The organism is Stenotrophomonas sp. STEN014 (assembly GCF_056760315.1).
Genome location: NZ_JBRREN010000004.1, coordinates 306,339 through 319,470, shown reverse-complemented (window position 1 = coordinate 319,470; position 13,132 = coordinate 306,339). Strand labels below are relative to the sequence as shown.

The window sequence follows — 13,132 nt, the reverse complement described above, 5'->3', positions numbered from 1 at the left end:
ATAAATAAGAAGACCTATCGAGCCTCGTCGCTGGGTTGACCCGCTGTCCTAAAATTGATCCGTGTAAACGTCTGCATTGGGTCGAAAGCCGCCGACCAACCCGTTTAACACCAACGCGGGTTTTTCCTACAGGAAAATCATGATCTGGTTCGTGGTTTGCAACGGCGGGCTGGCGCAGGCTTGACGCGCCCGGCCGAGCGGTCGGGTCCGCCTCGTTCGGGGCGGCGGCCGTCCCCTTCCCTGATTCGCATAAGGACCATGCAATGACGACGACACAGAATCTGATTTCCCTCACCCTCACCGATGACCAGCTGCAGGCCGTGGACCAGGCGCTGGGCGATCTGGAGGCGCAGTTGACCGGGCTGGTGGCGATGACCTCGGCGCAGCGGCGCAAGCTGGCGCGGATGGGCGACAAGTCCGAGGCGTTCTGCCGGCAGACCTTGAGCATGCTCTCGCAGAACCCGCAGGTGGTGCCGGCCACCTTGAACGTGGCCGATGCGGTGGCCGATCTGCAGGCGCTGGACCGCCTGCGCCCGCGCCTGCAACGCATCACCCGGCTGGCCGAACGGGCCTCGGATACCGAGATCGCGCTGGGCAGCGATGTGATGCGCTGCGCGCTGGACGGTTACGCGATCTTGAAGGTGGCCGGGCGTAACCAGGGCCTGGAAGGACTGCGGCGCGGACTGGGCACCCGCTTTGCCAAGAGCGCGCGGGCCAGCGAGTCCGAGCCGGCCTGAGTTGCCGGTCCCAGCCGGGAAGCCCGCCCTTCCCGGTCACTCCCCCACATCAGTGACCGCACCCAGCCGCCCTTCGGGGCGGCTTTTTTCTGGTCATCGCCCCGGTGGTGGCCGTGCGGCGGTGGCAAGCGGCGCCATTGACGCCCCACCCGGCACCTGCGGACAGCTCGAAAGCGCCTTGTTTTGAGACAGAAGTCTCATCGATGCCGAAAAAAGCGGCATCGTTGCCACTTCAAGTGCCATCGTTGCCCCAAAAAGGGGCAACGTTGCCGAAAAAAGTGGCATCGATGCCCCAAAAAGGGGCAAGCGTGCCGAAAAAAACGGCAGTGATGCCCCAAAAAGGGGCAACGTTGCCGGTCAAAGTGGCATCGATGGCGAAAAAAGCGGCATCGATGCCGTTTCAAGTGCCATCGTTGCCCCTTTTTGGTGCAAAGCAGGTCTTTCCCGCACCAGATGAGGGCACGCCGAGGGCAGGTCGCCCCGGTCGGGGCCAGCGTCGGCGCAGGTCATTATCCGGCCAGCGGCGGCAGCGCCCGCGCCGCTTGAGCTGCCGCGCGACCCGCACTCGCCGCCGTTGGCCAGTCCTGTCAGATTTTTTGTGTGTCGAGGAGGTGGAGTGTCACAGCGGGTCGCGTGGCCGGGTAGACCGGTCGCCGTTGGCCCCGCACCCGAACAGGCGGCCGCCGCCACCGATCCGGCGCCTTTCCCCCCTCGCCCCTTGTGGTTTCCCGCATCCGGCTCTTGCTTACGGCCAAGGCGCCTGCAACGCTGCACCCCTGTCCTGTGGAATCTCCCCGATGCCGGCGCTGCCGTCCCTGCTGCGATCCTGTTCCCGGCGGCTGCGGCGCACGCTGGTCGTGGCGCTGGTGCTGGCCGGCAGCTGGCCGGTGCTGGCAGACAATGCCGACCTGCCCGAATGGACGCCGACCACGCCCCCGCTGGAAGGCGCCGAACTGGCGCGGCTGGAGGCGGCGCTGCAGCAGTTGCCGGCCCAGCGCCCGGGCGTCACCGATCTGTATGTGCTGGGCGTGGCCGGCGATGCCGGCGAGGACGTGTTCGGCAACGAGGTGCGGTATCTGCAGCAGCTGGCGGCGCAACGCTGGCACACCGGCGGGCGCACGCTGAGCCTGATCAACGCCCCGCCCGGCTCGGCTGCGGACGGCACCGCGCCGCAGGCCACCTTCGAGAGCCTGGGCTATGCGCTGGACGGGCTGGGACAGACGCTGGACCCGGCCGAGGATGTGCTGCTGATCTACCTGAGCAGCCACGGCCTGCCGGACAACAGTTTCTACCTGCGCACCGGCCCGGAGCAGGAGGATTACCTGTCACCGGCCGATCTGGCGCAGCTGCTGGACGAGGCGAAGATCGGCAATGCGGTGATCGTGGTGTCGGCCTGTTTCTCGGGCGGGTTTGTGCCGCCGCTCAAGGCGCCCAACCGCATGATCATCACCGCCGCGCGCGAGGACCGGCCCTCGTTCGGTTGCGGCAATACCGACAGCGCCACCTGGTTCGGCCGCGCCTTCCTGGTGGAAGCGCTCAATGCCACCGACGACTTCAGTGCCGCCTTCGCCCAGGCGCGGACCACGGTGAAACGTCGCGAGCGACAGGAAGGCGAGTTGCCCTCGCACCCGCAGATCGCCACCGGCAGGCCTATCGAGGCGGTACTGGCGCGCTGGCGCCAGCAGCTGCCGCCCCCGGTGGTGGTGCCCTACCCGTTCGCAGCGCCGGCAGCGGCGATGGAACCGGCGGACGACAGCCCGCTGCCGATGCCCGCCGCCGCGCCAGGCCGTTAGGGCGCGGCGGTCGGCGGGACGCTTGCAGGGACAGTGAGGTGGCGGGTGATGTGGCGATTTTTGTCGCGACTGACGTCGCTCCTACAGGTCGCTTCCAAAGGTTGCTCCTGCAGGCGTGCCGTCCGCTTCCTGCGTTTGCTCCGCAGCAGCGCTGCAGGTGTGTGCTGCAGGAGCGACGTCAGTCGCGAAAGGGCGTCCCCGCGCGGGCTGCCTGTCGCCTGATGCCTGGTAGATGACCTGCCGTGGCCGCAACACCGGGCTCTTATTTACGCGCACAGCGGCGCGGATGGGCGGCTTTCCCCCGATCGCCGGTGGACAACGGGTCATCCGCCGTGCACCTGTTCAGCGTGGCCGGGAGGATGCACGCGGCGTGACGGGGCGATTGCCTCCGATTTCACGCGCTGTTCCCCGCCGCGCGCGACCTGCCGGTTCCGGCGTCAGGGCCGCCCTGATTGCCGCTGCATGCGGATATGCCAGCGCGCGTGCGGTGAATCCAGCGGCCGGTTGCTGGGGTCCGCTGGCGCGGCCGGAGGTGGTTCTCACCTGAACGATGGCCCCGTCCGGCGCATGCGGAGCGCCGCCATTGCTGCCGGCTGCGTCACGTTTGAGCGGGTTTCAAACGCTTCCTGCAGGTTCTGTTAACCCCCGCTCCCTTAGAAACGGGTCCCCACATGCGTGGGGATTCATGGGAGGCACGCCATTGAAAGGCGTAAAGCTTTATCTGGAAGGGCCCGGGCGCGAGTGCCGGCCGGTCAGCTTCGTTTCAACCGAGGAAGTCCGCGCCGCAACCCTGTCGCGCATCAGCGGCCGCTCCGGTGAGGAGTCGGTTGAAATCACGCTATTGGCCGATGCCGATGGACACCTCGCCCGGCAGATCGACCGCGAGGGCTTCCGCTACAAATTCGATGGCTCCGAAATCAGCTGGAGCCTCATCGTTGCCTGATCAAAAGCCCCTCCCGGAGGGGCTTTTTCCCGGGGCCAGGTGGACCACCCGGCTACCCATTGGACTCAACGCCTGCGCGCCGCTTCCTTCCGGCATTATATCCCCGGCGCCACAACCCGCTGACCGGGGGATGCGGCCAGCGGGCACCACCACGCGGACTATCGCCAGCCCGCGTCATCTTGTCCGGACCGTGACGAGCCTGCCTACCCAAGCTCGTTGTCACGCACTGCCCGCCGCTGAACAACGTGGTGTCCCCGCGGTCAACCCCGACAAGAACCTCTCACTCACTTGTGCTGACGGTCCTGTTGTTGCTTCTGGTCGTGCGGCTTCTGGTCATGCTGCTGCGGGCTGCCATGCCGCTGCGAGTTGTCGTCTTTGCCCGGCGAGCGCTGCTCGTGGCCTTTCTGCGGTGTTTGCGGAGTGGTCGGCATCTCATTGTTCCTCTTCAAATTCGCCCGGCGCCTGACGCTCCAGTTCAGGAGCAGGATCGCCGGGTAGATCCGGATTGCGCGTGTCGGGCAGATCCGGGTTGGGTTGATTCGGATTGCGCGGATCCCGTGTCGGATCCGGACGATCCGGATCGCGGGGCGCCTCCGGATCGGTGGGATTCGGGGTGCTCAAGCACGTGCTCCATCCACGCGACAACGTCGTCGCACGTACACGGTGCGCGTTGTGCCGTTAACCGGCAGTCCCCGAATCCGGAAGAGAACTCACGGGCTGACCACCAAGCCGACTGGGGAGCGCGCCGCGTGCCCGGCGCGTGACAACCGCCGTTGCAGGACGCAAGGCGATTGGAGAAAGAACAGCGAAGGACGAATCGCTCATCACATCGCACGGTGGAAATAGGCCTATGTTGGGCGCGGTGCGGGCACTACCTGTGCTCCGGATGCTGATCATGAACTACGAAGAGGTACGCGCTGACCTGGATGAACTGGCGCTGGAGATGACAACATCAGCACATGCGTGGTCCCGCTCACAGCGCCTGGACAAGCTCAGATCCCTTGCGATCCTGACCCGACGCGCTTTGAAAGCGGCATCCGGATCGGCAGATGAACTGGAGCGCAGCAACAATATCGACTCCCTTCTGGACCGGATAAAAAGCATGGTGTCTGCCGCGGAACAGCTGGATCAGCTCAAGGAAGACTTCCGGAACCGCAGAACATGACATCTCGCAGATATGCGAAAGACAGGGGAAGAACCCCCACCTGCGAAGATGGCGTACCTGGCTGCGCATCATGAACAATCAACGCGATCGCGACTTTGTCGACGTAACCGCCGAGCTTGGCTACTGGCGAACTCGGTACAGTGATGGCGCGCTTATCGGGGACAGTTTCCTCAACGACTGCAATCCGGTAATCAAACTTGCCTGCGACATCTATATCCGCAATCCGCATGGAACGCGCAGTGCGTGGCACTCCGACCTGCACCGTCATCTATCGGGCAAGATGAGCATGGACCAGAGGAGAATCTCGGATCAGATAGCAGGTATGTGCTGGGATCGGCTTGTTTCCTGATCCGCCCGTTCATCCTCAGAGCGCCAATAGCACACCGGGGTAACACACAAAGGGGAAAGATGCTTCTGCGATGATTTCATCGCAATGGAGTAGAAGATGAGTAGCCTCAATGTAACAACCAGCCCCCAGAACCCGCAGGAACGTGATCCGAAGCGGGCACCCGGCGCGATGCCAGAGCATGACACCAACCGCAAGGATGCGGACACCAAGGAAGGCAAGACCCATGACGGCAGCAAGCCTCAGCAGAAGTAACAGCAACTGCTGCTAAACAAATGGAGAGCTGCGCCAGCGTGCGCAGCTCGTCCTGAGGATCATCAACGGTGAAAACGGTGACCCAGGCCAAGGCACTGATGGAAAAAATTGCCTATCAGCTTCGCCCTCCCGAGACGACCACGATGGCGCCTTGCAAGCTTTGCGGAAAAAGCAGCCCGGGAGGCCAAGCGTGCGCCGAGTGCCTGTGTCTGCAGTTGGAAACCCTGATCCAGAACAAAGGCGCCGTGGTGCGATGGTCCAAGTCGGTCAAGGCCGCTGCCGAAGATGAGGCGACCATCCTGACCTACGCAAGACGAGCGAAGTAGCCAGGTCCTGGGACCCGTTCCTGCTGCACGGACAGTTCTTTGTCGCGATCGTTGACAGCGTGGAAATACAGGCATTCCCATGAACACCACTATTCATACCGCATCCTATGTCGACCTCCCCCGCTATCTTGGAACCTGGTACGAGATTGCCAGGAAGCCACAACATGGCGACAACCCGGACGCACGAGATCGGGTGTGGAACTTCACCATGGACTCGGACGAACCCATCCACGTTTCCCACTCCTACATAGGTGAGCGCGACGCGCTGGAGGAATCTTCCGGTGTTGTCCGGGTATCCGACAGCGCCCATGCGAGATTCTTGATCAGCTTCATGCCGGATTGGCTGCAATGGGTTCCCTTTACCCGGGAGAAATTCTGGATTCTGGGAATTGATGACGACTATACGACCGCCCTTATCGGGGAGCCTGGCATGAAACGACTACATCTGCTCCATCGGCACGCCCAGATGGACCGGACTGTCGCAACCGGATGGATTGAGACCGCCCAGCAGCAAGGCTATGACACTTCCGACATTGTTTGGCCCGAACAGTCCGGCACCATCTACCTGAATCAAATGCAGTGAGCGCCAGATGTCACTCTTGAGCATCCCTATGCCGACCCCTGACCCCAGACAACAGTTCATAGGCGAATGGAACGTCTGGGAGGAAGCCAGCTTTGCCGTGTTCCGCTTCTCACTTATTGATGATGGACTGGCAGTGACCTTCATCGACGACGTGGAAGGAGTGGAGAACGCCATCAGCGACGTCCGCTGGAATACGGAAGAGCCAGCGCTGTACTTCACAGTGCAGTGGATGAAGGGCCCGACGCATCGCTACCGGATTTCGCCCGATGCCGATGGCAACACGCTTGAGGTTTCCATCACGGCAAGCTGGGTCGAGACCTGGGCACCGATGCCGGTGTACAAGCCCCACTGAGGATCTGACTCCCACGTTCCGGTTGGAGTTCCAGCCAAGGATTCAGGACCGGCGCGTCGATTTGACGGTGAATCCATCATGCTCAATCCGATCCCGCACCATTTACCTGCCAGCTACCGCATGGCCCCCTGCCCCTTGGCGCAGCTCGATCATACGATCGCCGAGCCGGACTCACCCGCCGACGCATAACCGGAGCGCGTGATCGGATTCGAAGATCGTACCGGATGCGCTGCAGGAGTCTTCCGTCGCGGCACTGCCTCGTACCTCAAAGGCATCACACCAACGCACCGTTCAGTGACGGGCGGCCCCTGCGTTGGCTTCCTGATTACTTTCCAACGGCCCGCGACTTTGCACGAACTCCGGGAAGGTCTCGGCCAGCGACGCGGTGTCCGGTAGGATGTAGAACACCCCGCCCCGTTCGAACGTGGGAACGACCACCTGCTCGTAGAATTCGGGCGAGACATTGATGCAACCATGGGTGATGCGGTTGTCGTCCGGCGACGGCGACGCAAGGCGCTCGACGCGTCTCTCAGCGGGGACGCCGGTCGCCGTGGGGTGCATGGATACCGCCGAATCGTAATCCACCCACAGCACGCGGCCGGCGTCGATGGAGGGGCCGAAACCGCCCACGAAGCGACCGGCAGGCGTGGTGCGGTCCTTGCCCGGAATCTCGCGAAGCGCCAGACCGGCGATGCCTGGGGCCGTGTGGTCACCCACCGCCGAACCAAACAGGCCGGGGGCGGCGCCGCGAAGCCGGCCGTCACCGTCGAATACCAGCACCTGGGCGGCGGCCTTGTCGATGATCGTGAACGGATAGCCCTGGCTGTCCTTGCTGGCAACCACCCAGCCGGCCAGCTCGATTACCGTGTCCGACACGGTCTGATCCGGGGGAAGCTGGTCGACGTCGGCCATCGGATGCGTGGCGACATCCTGTGCATTGACTGCGCCAACACTTGCCAACGCCAGTACCAGCGCGCCACACGCGGCGCGGATCGCGGAATAGATACAGGTATTGATGGGACACGTTCCTTGGAGCATGGAGCGGCTTAAGAAAAACCCCCGGTGGTCAGCAAGGACCACCGGGTTTGAAGCGCACACCCTTGGTCAGCACGCGCGTAGGCGCGATCAGCCGCGCGGCTCGCGGCGCGGTGCGGTTTCGAGCTGCTGGACGCGGCCTTCGAGTTGATCAAGGCGCTGGTTGGCCCGCTGCGCGGACTGGTTGGCCGATTCGGCGCTCTGGGCTGCGCTCTGCACCTTCGTGTCGAGTGAATCAAGGCGCGTATTGATCTTTGCAAAATCGTCACGGTAGGTGGCGCAGCCGCCAAGACCGAGGGCGGCGACGGCGGTCACTGCCAACACCAGATTTTTCTTGGTCAGAAACATTTCACTTCTCCTTTCTCACGTCTGGACCACGGAAATATTGCGGACTTTTTGCACAGACATGATTGCGCCGCCCGGCGTTGATGGACTGTGAAATGCGGCTATCCCTGAGTATTCAGGCGTGATTCCGTGCATGTCGCGGGGTGTCTGCAGAACTGCGGCCAACACGGAAGATCGCAAGCCTGTGATGCCCTGGATACAGGCGCCTGTTCGTCGGTGCCGGGTTCATGCGCCCCCTTACGGTGAGGGGGACGCCGGCAATGGCAAGGGCGATGCACCGGTATCGATCCGCGACAGGCGCATGCCTTCAACCCGCTCCTGCTGGGCCTGCGCCGGTGCGATCGCCAACGGAATGAGGGGCACTGCGCGCTCATCCGGCGCCAGCAAGGTGATGCTGCTGGCGGCAAGGGTGGTGACGGTTTCCGCTGGCGTGCCGCGCGCGACGGAATGACCGGCGCTGCGCGGCTGTTCGGCGGTGTCGGCCTGTGGCACCTCGATCACTTCGCCGCGCACGACGATGCGGTCGCCGCTGCGCACGCGATTACCCATGCGCATCGTGAATTCGGCTTCGGCCGGCATGTTGAGCGAGGTGTCATAGCCGCGATCGAGCACGAACAGTGCATCGGAAGTGGCAGGATCGCCGTCGCCTTCGTCCTGCACGAACCAGCCGACCACGCGGCCGCGATTGCCCTCGCCCAGCGTCTCGCCCAATTCCTGCGCGATATCGTCGCCATCGCCGGTCAGGCTGCGCACCACCACGCCTTCGATCAGCACCTGCTCGCCGAGCAGCGGGCTTACCGCGCCACTGCCCTGCACCTGGCCGATCAGGCGGCGCCCGGGGTCCATCGGCTCGGCTGCCACATCACCGTCAGCGGACAGCGTAAATCCGCAGCCACTGCACGCCAGCACCGTCGCGGCCAGCACGGTGTAGATGATTGCTCTGTGTTGCATCGATTCCCCTGCCCGCAGTTGGCACCACCGCGCAAGCCTAGCGTGGCGGTGGTGCGGTATCCATCGGGCATCGGAAAACAAGCGGGCGGCAAGGGGGTGATGCCGCCAATCCCACCGACGCGACTGCAGGAGGGAGTGCTGCGTGGACATGGCCCGCAGCGGGTGCGCCGGTCGATGCGGCGCCATCTGACGGACATCTGGAAACAGGCCAACGGCGCTGGGTGGGTAAGGCCAACCCGGACTGGGCGGTTGTCTTTGGCCGATGCCCGCCTCCGCTCAGGGCGTGGCGTTCTGCAGCCGGTAGGTGGTGCGCTGGCTGTAGACGGTGCCGTTCAAGGTGGTGCGCACCTCCACCGTGTGTTCGCCTTCGGCCAGTGTGGTCGGCAATGCGGCGCGCCACAGGTGACTGGAGGGGGTGGCCTCGGGCGAGCGGTCATAGCCGCGCAGCGCCGTGGCCAGGTCATCGGCGATGTTTTCCTGCAGCAGGCGCGGATCGGGCTGCTCGACCCGCTTCATCGGCTGCCAGGGGCCGTCATCGACGCGGAACTCCACCGGCAGGCCGTCATAGCCCATGTACACGTTGGCGTACACGCCCCACGCCGGGTAGGCACCGCGGCGCAGCACGCGCGGGGCATGCAGCGCGATCTGCTCGCTGGCCGGGGCGCGGGCGGCACGGTATTCCACGCTGTAGCGGCCCTGCGGCTGCACATTGAGCAGGCCGTAACCGTTGGGCGTGCCATCGGCCATGGTGGTGTCGGGAATGCCCTGCGCGTCCTTCACCCCGGACCAGAACGCGCCGCAGGCCGCGCCGACGTTGTATTCGTGCAACGGGGTGGCACCATTCCAGCCGCGCGCGGCATCCCAGAAGGTCTGGCTCTGTTCGTGGGTGTGGCCGCTGAGGATCAGCCGGTTGGCACGGTTCTCCAGCAGCGCGAACAGGCGCTTGCGGTCGGCCTCGCGGAAGCGGTGGTCGAACAGCGGGATATGCACGCCGATCACCAGCAGTTTGTCTTCCGGCACGGTGGACAGATAGCGTTCGAGGAAGGCGAACTGGTCTTCGCGCAGGCCGCCGACATAGGCCGGCTTCTGCCCCGGCTGGGCGATGATGTCGTCCAGGCCGATGAACACCATCGTGCGTTCTTCCCAGGCATAGGTGTCCGGGCCGAGCGCGCGGTGATAGCTGGCCAGCGAGGTGGCATCGCTGCGCGCGTCCACATCCATATCGTGATTGCCGGGCACATGCAGCCACGGCACCCCCAGCGAGGTCACCGCCGCCACCAGCGCCGGATACAGCGCCGGATCATCGTTGGTGATGTCGCCAAGGGTCAGGCCGAGCCGGGCCTGATGGCTGCCGCGCAGCGGCGCGATGAGGTCACGTTCGAAATAGCCCACATCCAGTGCGTTGCTGGTCTGGCTGTCGGCCATCAGCAGGGTCTGGAAACTGGCCGGGGCGTCCGCGTCGGGCACCAGTGCGAACGGCGGGCACTGCGCATCGGCATCGGCCGGGCGCTTGCCCTTGAAAGCGGCGGGCGCACTGCCGGGGCGCCAGATGTCCGGTAGACCATCGGCGCGGGCGGCGGCGCGGTAACCGGCTGGCTTGATGACAAACACCGTGGGCTGGGTCGAAGCCGGCAGCCGGTAGCGGCCTTGTGCGTCGGTGCGCACGAGATGCTCGCCATCGGACACCGCGATACCGGGCAACGGCTGCTCGCCGGCATCGCGCAGGCCATTGCCATTGGTATCGGCAAACACCGTGCCGTCCACACAGCTGGCGGCCGCCAGCAATGGCGCGCAGGCCAGCCACAGGCCGGCAAACAGGGAAAGACGCATGACAACCTCGGCAGACAGACAGGCGGTTGCCATTATCGTCGCCCGTGGCGGCCCCGGCATTACCGGAATTGGCGGGCGGCCCGCGGCGGCGGTCGGGCCGCATGCCGCGGGCGCGCATCGGGCAAGCGGCTGGCGGCGGACAATTCCGCTATGCCGCCCGCCTGCCCGGCGTCACCGCGACGGCGTTCGCTTCCGCGGGGGCACGGGCGGGACGGCGGCCGCTTCGGCGTCGGCCGCCAGCGGGCGTGCCGCCTTGCCGCTGGCCGTGGCCGGCTTGGGCGGGTCCACCCGGGTGCGGAACGGCGTGTTGCCCAGCACCTCGACGTGGCCACCGGCATTGCTGAAGGCCACCATGTCCTCGGCAATGCGCTCCCGGCTGAGGTTGCGTTGCTGGGCGTGGGGGCCGGTGATCGAGATTTTCTTCATCGCAGGAACCTCTCCCGGTACGGGCAGTGGCGTGGGCATGTGTTTCTCCTCAGGCAAGTTGCAATGCGATACCGCGCGGATTCGCGCGTGCCTGGGCAGCGCGCTCGGCCCGGCAATAGGGTCCACCCATGACAAAGGAGCGGCAGATGGCCGGCCTGCTGTCATAAATGCGGCAGTTCATCTGCTGCCCATCCAGGGCCACGCACCAGCCATCCTCGTCCTTGTCCATGACATGCAGTCCGCTGGGCAACCGGATGGTCAGATGTGCAGGGACCGCATCTTTCTCGGTCAACACCACAGTCAGCTGGCAACAGAGAGCGTCGCAGGTGGCGCAGGTGACCGGGGCGTTCTTGTCCGCCGCGCCGTGCTTCATGCCGCCACCGGCATGGAATGGCGGCGCCACCCTTGCCCCTCGGGAAACGCGCGATGCGCTTGACGGCCGGACAGCGGTGAGCGGTGCGCGGGCGCACCGGCAGTAAACGGGGTGTTGCTCAGGGGGTATACGTGCATGGCGCACTCGCCTCGAGTCCCACCGATACAACGGGCGGGCAACCTGTGGAAGACAGCGGAGTGGGCAACTAGCAAGGCAGCTGCGCAGAGCGCGCGAAACAGGCAGTGCCTGTGGGCTGATCCTAACACTGCGCCGCCGGCAGCGTTCACATCGGCAGAAGCAGCGCGGCGAGCGGCCAGCGCGCGCCGGGCCGAACAGCGGGCGACGCGGCTGCCGCCACGCGGCGCATTCGGGCCGGGCGGAGGGACAGATCCTGCGCGGCCCTGCCCGGCAGAACCGGACGGTGGCGGTCGGCGACCGGCGCCAAGGCCCGGCTTGACGGCGTTTGCACCGGTCCACCGCTAGCGTCGAACCCGCCCCCCTGCCTCGGCGGCGGGCAGCCAATCAAGGCGCAGGGCCTCGCCTGCGCCGGACCTGATCACTGCGCGGGAGAGGACGGATGAACACGCTTTGGCTGTGGGTCGGCTTCAATCTGTTCGTGCTTGTGCTGCTGGCCCTGGATCTGGGAGTGCTGCACCGCAAGCAAAAGGAGATCAGCATCAAGGAGGCGCTCTGGCTGAGCCTGGGCTACTTCCTGCTGGCCATGGTCTTCGCCGCCGGCGTGTTCCATTTTCTGGGAGCGCCCAAGGGCTATGAATTCCTGACCGGCTACCTGATCGAAAAGAGCCTGAGCATCGACAATATTTTCGTGTTCGTGCTGATCTTCAGCCATTTCGCGGTCCCGGCGCCCTACCAGTACCGCGTGCTGTTCTGGGGCGTGCTCGGTGCGCTGGTGATGCGCGCGGCGCTGATCCTGGCGGGCGCGGCGGTGATCGAACACTTCCACTGGATCATCTACGTGTTCGGGGCGTTCCTGATCTTCACCGGGGCCAAGATGCTGGTCACGGTCGGGCGGGAACCAGACATCGAGAACAACCGCGTCAACCGCTTCATGCGCCGTCACTTCCGCGTGACCGAAACCTTTGAAGGCGACCGCTTCACGGTGCGCCGCAACGGGGTGCGGTTCATCACCCCGCTGTTTATCGTGCTGGTGCTGGTGGAGCTGACCGACCTGGTGTTCGCGCTGGACTCCATTCCGGCGATCTTCGCGATCACCACCGATCCGTTCATCGTCTACACGGCGAACGTGTTCGCGATCCTCGGCCTGCGGGCGCTGTACTTCGCCCTGGCCGGGATCATCACCCGCTTCCACTACCTCAAGTACGGCCTGTCGCTGGTACTGGTGGTTGTCGGCATCAAGATGATCCTCAATGCCTGGTTCGGGACCAAGGTGATTCCCACCGAGCTTGCGCTGCTGATCACCGCCGTGCTGATCGGCGGATCGATGCTGGTCTCGCTGCTGAAGACACGCGGTGCGCCGCCGGCGGATGCGCGGACGCGGACCTGGTGGGTACCCGGCAGCCCGACGCGGCCGAAGAAACCGGAGAAGAAGCCGGACCAGCCGTAACCCCGGCCTGATCGGCGCTGCCACGCCGGGGCGGCGGCAATCCGGCCGCACCGGCGACAGCAGTGCCAGGCACTTGCCCGCGCGGCG

The 13,132-nt window shown here is 65.1% G+C and carries 18 protein-coding genes; 10 read left to right on the top strand and 8 right to left on the bottom strand.

Features of this window, described 5'->3' with window-relative positions; all coding sequences use genetic code 11:
* Nucleotides 1-263: 263 nt before the first annotated feature.
* The 3 genes from ACVOMC_RS08220 (at nt 264) to ACVOMC_RS08210 (ending at nt 3,473) form a co-directional block, all read left to right on the top strand.
* Entirely contained in the window at nt 264-737 is a 474-nt protein-coding gene (locus ACVOMC_RS08220; RefSeq protein WP_481523554.1) for a hypothetical protein, read from the top strand.
* A gap of 797 nt (nt 738-1,534) precedes the next feature.
* A complete protein-coding gene (locus ACVOMC_RS08215) occupies nt 1,535-2,530 on the top strand; it encodes a C13 family peptidase (protein WP_481523553.1) in 996 nt (331 codons plus the stop codon).
* Between the two features lie 685 nt (nt 2,531-3,215).
* A complete protein-coding gene (locus tag ACVOMC_RS08210) occupies nt 3,216-3,473 on the top strand; it encodes a hypothetical protein (protein WP_145974331.1) in 258 nt (85 codons plus the stop codon).
* A 284-nt stretch (nt 3,474-3,757) separates the two neighbouring features.
* On the opposite strand, the gene ACVOMC_RS08205 is transcribed toward ACVOMC_RS08210, so the two are convergent.
* The gene (locus ACVOMC_RS08205) at nt 3,758-3,904 is read right to left on the bottom strand and encodes a hypothetical protein (protein WP_157722818.1); all 147 of its coding nucleotides are present in this window, start codon (nt 3,902-3,904) and stop codon (nt 3,758-3,760) included.
* A 1-nt stretch (nt 3,905) separates the two neighbouring features.
* Nucleotides 3,906-4,094, bottom strand: coding sequence for a hypothetical protein (locus tag ACVOMC_RS08200; RefSeq protein WP_054658890.1), 189 nt, complete (start codon nt 4,092-4,094; stop codon nt 3,906-3,908).
* 274 nt (nt 4,095-4,368) lie between these two features.
* Between ACVOMC_RS08200 and ACVOMC_RS08195 the strand changes: the two genes are divergently transcribed.
* From ACVOMC_RS08195 to ACVOMC_RS08170, 6 genes are all read left to right on the top strand, one after another.
* Nucleotides 4,369-4,638: a hypothetical protein gene (locus tag ACVOMC_RS08195; protein WP_481523552.1), complete on the top strand. Its 270-nt coding sequence runs from the start codon at nt 4,369-4,371 to the stop codon at nt 4,636-4,638.
* A 70-nt stretch (nt 4,639-4,708) separates the two neighbouring features.
* The gene (locus tag ACVOMC_RS08190) at nt 4,709-4,987 is read left to right on the top strand and encodes a hypothetical protein (RefSeq protein WP_481523551.1); all 279 of its coding nucleotides are present in this window, start codon (nt 4,709-4,711) and stop codon (nt 4,985-4,987) included.
* A gap of 96 nt (nt 4,988-5,083) precedes the next feature.
* Complete coding sequence (locus tag ACVOMC_RS08185; RefSeq protein WP_481523550.1) at nt 5,084-5,239, top strand: hypothetical protein; 156 nt, start codon at nt 5,084-5,086, stop codon at nt 5,237-5,239.
* Nucleotides 5,240-5,316: 77 nt separating this feature from the next.
* Complete coding sequence (locus tag ACVOMC_RS08180) at nt 5,317-5,565, top strand: hypothetical protein (RefSeq protein WP_481523549.1); 249 nt, start codon at nt 5,317-5,319, stop codon at nt 5,563-5,565.
* Between the two features lie 79 nt (nt 5,566-5,644).
* Nucleotides 5,645-6,148, top strand: coding sequence for a lipocalin family protein (locus ACVOMC_RS08175; RefSeq protein WP_481523548.1), 504 nt, complete (start codon nt 5,645-5,647; stop codon nt 6,146-6,148).
* A gap of 28 nt (nt 6,149-6,176) precedes the next feature.
* Nucleotides 6,177-6,500, top strand: a complete 324-nt coding sequence (locus ACVOMC_RS08170; protein WP_054658894.1) for a hypothetical protein — start codon at nt 6,177-6,179, stop codon at nt 6,498-6,500.
* A 291-nt stretch (nt 6,501-6,791) separates the two neighbouring features.
* Here the strand turns inward: ACVOMC_RS08170 and ACVOMC_RS08165 are convergent, their stop codons facing one another.
* The 6 genes from ACVOMC_RS08165 to ACVOMC_RS08140 form a co-directional block, all read right to left on the bottom strand.
* Nucleotides 6,792-7,472 (bottom strand): hypothetical protein, encoded by a 681-nt coding sequence (locus tag ACVOMC_RS08165; RefSeq protein WP_481523576.1) that lies wholly within the window; start codon nt 7,470-7,472, stop codon nt 6,792-6,794.
* 153 nt (nt 7,473-7,625) lie between these two features.
* Complete coding sequence (locus tag ACVOMC_RS08160; protein ID WP_057506328.1) at nt 7,626-7,883, bottom strand: hypothetical protein; 258 nt, start codon at nt 7,881-7,883, stop codon at nt 7,626-7,628.
* 234 nt (nt 7,884-8,117) lie between these two features.
* Nucleotides 8,118-8,831, bottom strand: coding sequence for a single stranded DNA-binding domain-containing protein (locus tag ACVOMC_RS08155; protein WP_481523547.1), 714 nt, complete (start codon nt 8,829-8,831; stop codon nt 8,118-8,120).
* A gap of 276 nt (nt 8,832-9,107) precedes the next feature.
* Complete coding sequence (locus ACVOMC_RS08150) at nt 9,108-10,661, bottom strand: calcineurin-like phosphoesterase C-terminal domain-containing protein (protein ID WP_481523546.1); 1,554 nt, start codon at nt 10,659-10,661, stop codon at nt 9,108-9,110.
* 171 nt (nt 10,662-10,832) lie between these two features.
* Nucleotides 10,833-11,087 carry a hypothetical protein gene (locus ACVOMC_RS08145; RefSeq protein WP_481523545.1) on the bottom strand — a complete coding sequence of 85 codons (255 nt, stop codon included), beginning with the start codon at nt 11,085-11,087 and terminating at the stop codon, nt 10,833-10,835.
* A gap of 49 nt (nt 11,088-11,136) precedes the next feature.
* The gene (locus tag ACVOMC_RS08140; protein ID WP_481523544.1) at nt 11,137-11,460 is read right to left on the bottom strand and encodes a YkgJ family cysteine cluster protein; all 324 of its coding nucleotides are present in this window, start codon (nt 11,458-11,460) and stop codon (nt 11,137-11,139) included.
* Between the two features lie 577 nt (nt 11,461-12,037).
* On the opposite strand from ACVOMC_RS08140, the gene ACVOMC_RS08135 reads away from it, so the two are divergent.
* Nucleotides 12,038-13,045 carry a TerC family protein gene (locus tag ACVOMC_RS08135; RefSeq protein WP_054660918.1) on the top strand — a complete coding sequence of 336 codons (1,008 nt, stop codon included), beginning with the start codon at nt 12,038-12,040 and terminating at the stop codon, nt 13,043-13,045.
* Nucleotides 13,046-13,132 lie beyond the last annotated feature (87 nt).

Bases quoted from the DNA above. Each gene is read 5' to 3' on its own strand.
- ACVOMC_RS08220 (WP_481523554.1), top strand. From the start codon at position 264: ATGACGACGACACAGAATCTGATTTCCCTCACCCTCACCGATGACCAG.
- ACVOMC_RS08215 (WP_481523553.1), top strand. From the start codon at position 1,535: ATGCCGGCGCTGCCGTCCCTGCTGCGATCCTGTTCCCGGCGGCTGCGG.
- ACVOMC_RS08210 (WP_145974331.1), top strand. From the start codon at position 3,216: ATGGGAGGCACGCCATTGAAAGGCGTAAAGCTTTATCTGGAAGGGCCC.
- ACVOMC_RS08205 (WP_157722818.1), bottom strand. From the start codon at position 3,904: ATGCCGACCACTCCGCAAACACCGCAGAAAGGCCACGAGCAGCGCTCG.
- ACVOMC_RS08195 (WP_481523552.1), top strand. From the start codon at position 4,369: ATGAACTACGAAGAGGTACGCGCTGACCTGGATGAACTGGCGCTGGAG.
- ACVOMC_RS08190 (WP_481523551.1), top strand. From the start codon at position 4,709: ATGAACAATCAACGCGATCGCGACTTTGTCGACGTAACCGCCGAGCTT.
- ACVOMC_RS08185 (WP_481523550.1), top strand. From the start codon at position 5,084: ATGAGTAGCCTCAATGTAACAACCAGCCCCCAGAACCCGCAGGAACGT.
- ACVOMC_RS08175 (WP_481523548.1), top strand. From the start codon at position 5,645: ATGAACACCACTATTCATACCGCATCCTATGTCGACCTCCCCCGCTAT.
- ACVOMC_RS08170 (WP_054658894.1), top strand. From the start codon at position 6,177: ATGCCGACCCCTGACCCCAGACAACAGTTCATAGGCGAATGGAACGTC.
- ACVOMC_RS08160 (WP_057506328.1), bottom strand. From the start codon at position 7,883: ATGTTTCTGACCAAGAAAAATCTGGTGTTGGCAGTGACCGCCGTCGCC.
- ACVOMC_RS08155 (WP_481523547.1), bottom strand. From the start codon at position 8,831: ATGCAACACAGAGCAATCATCTACACCGTGCTGGCCGCGACGGTGCTG.
- ACVOMC_RS08150 (WP_481523546.1), bottom strand. From the start codon at position 10,661: ATGCGTCTTTCCCTGTTTGCCGGCCTGTGGCTGGCCTGCGCGCCATTG.
- ACVOMC_RS08145 (WP_481523545.1), bottom strand. From the start codon at position 11,087: ATGAAGAAAATCTCGATCACCGGCCCCCACGCCCAGCAACGCAACCTC.
- ACVOMC_RS08140 (WP_481523544.1), bottom strand. From the start codon at position 11,460: ATGAAGCACGGCGCGGCGGACAAGAACGCCCCGGTCACCTGCGCCACC.
- ACVOMC_RS08135 (WP_054660918.1), top strand. From the start codon at position 12,038: ATGAACACGCTTTGGCTGTGGGTCGGCTTCAATCTGTTCGTGCTTGTG.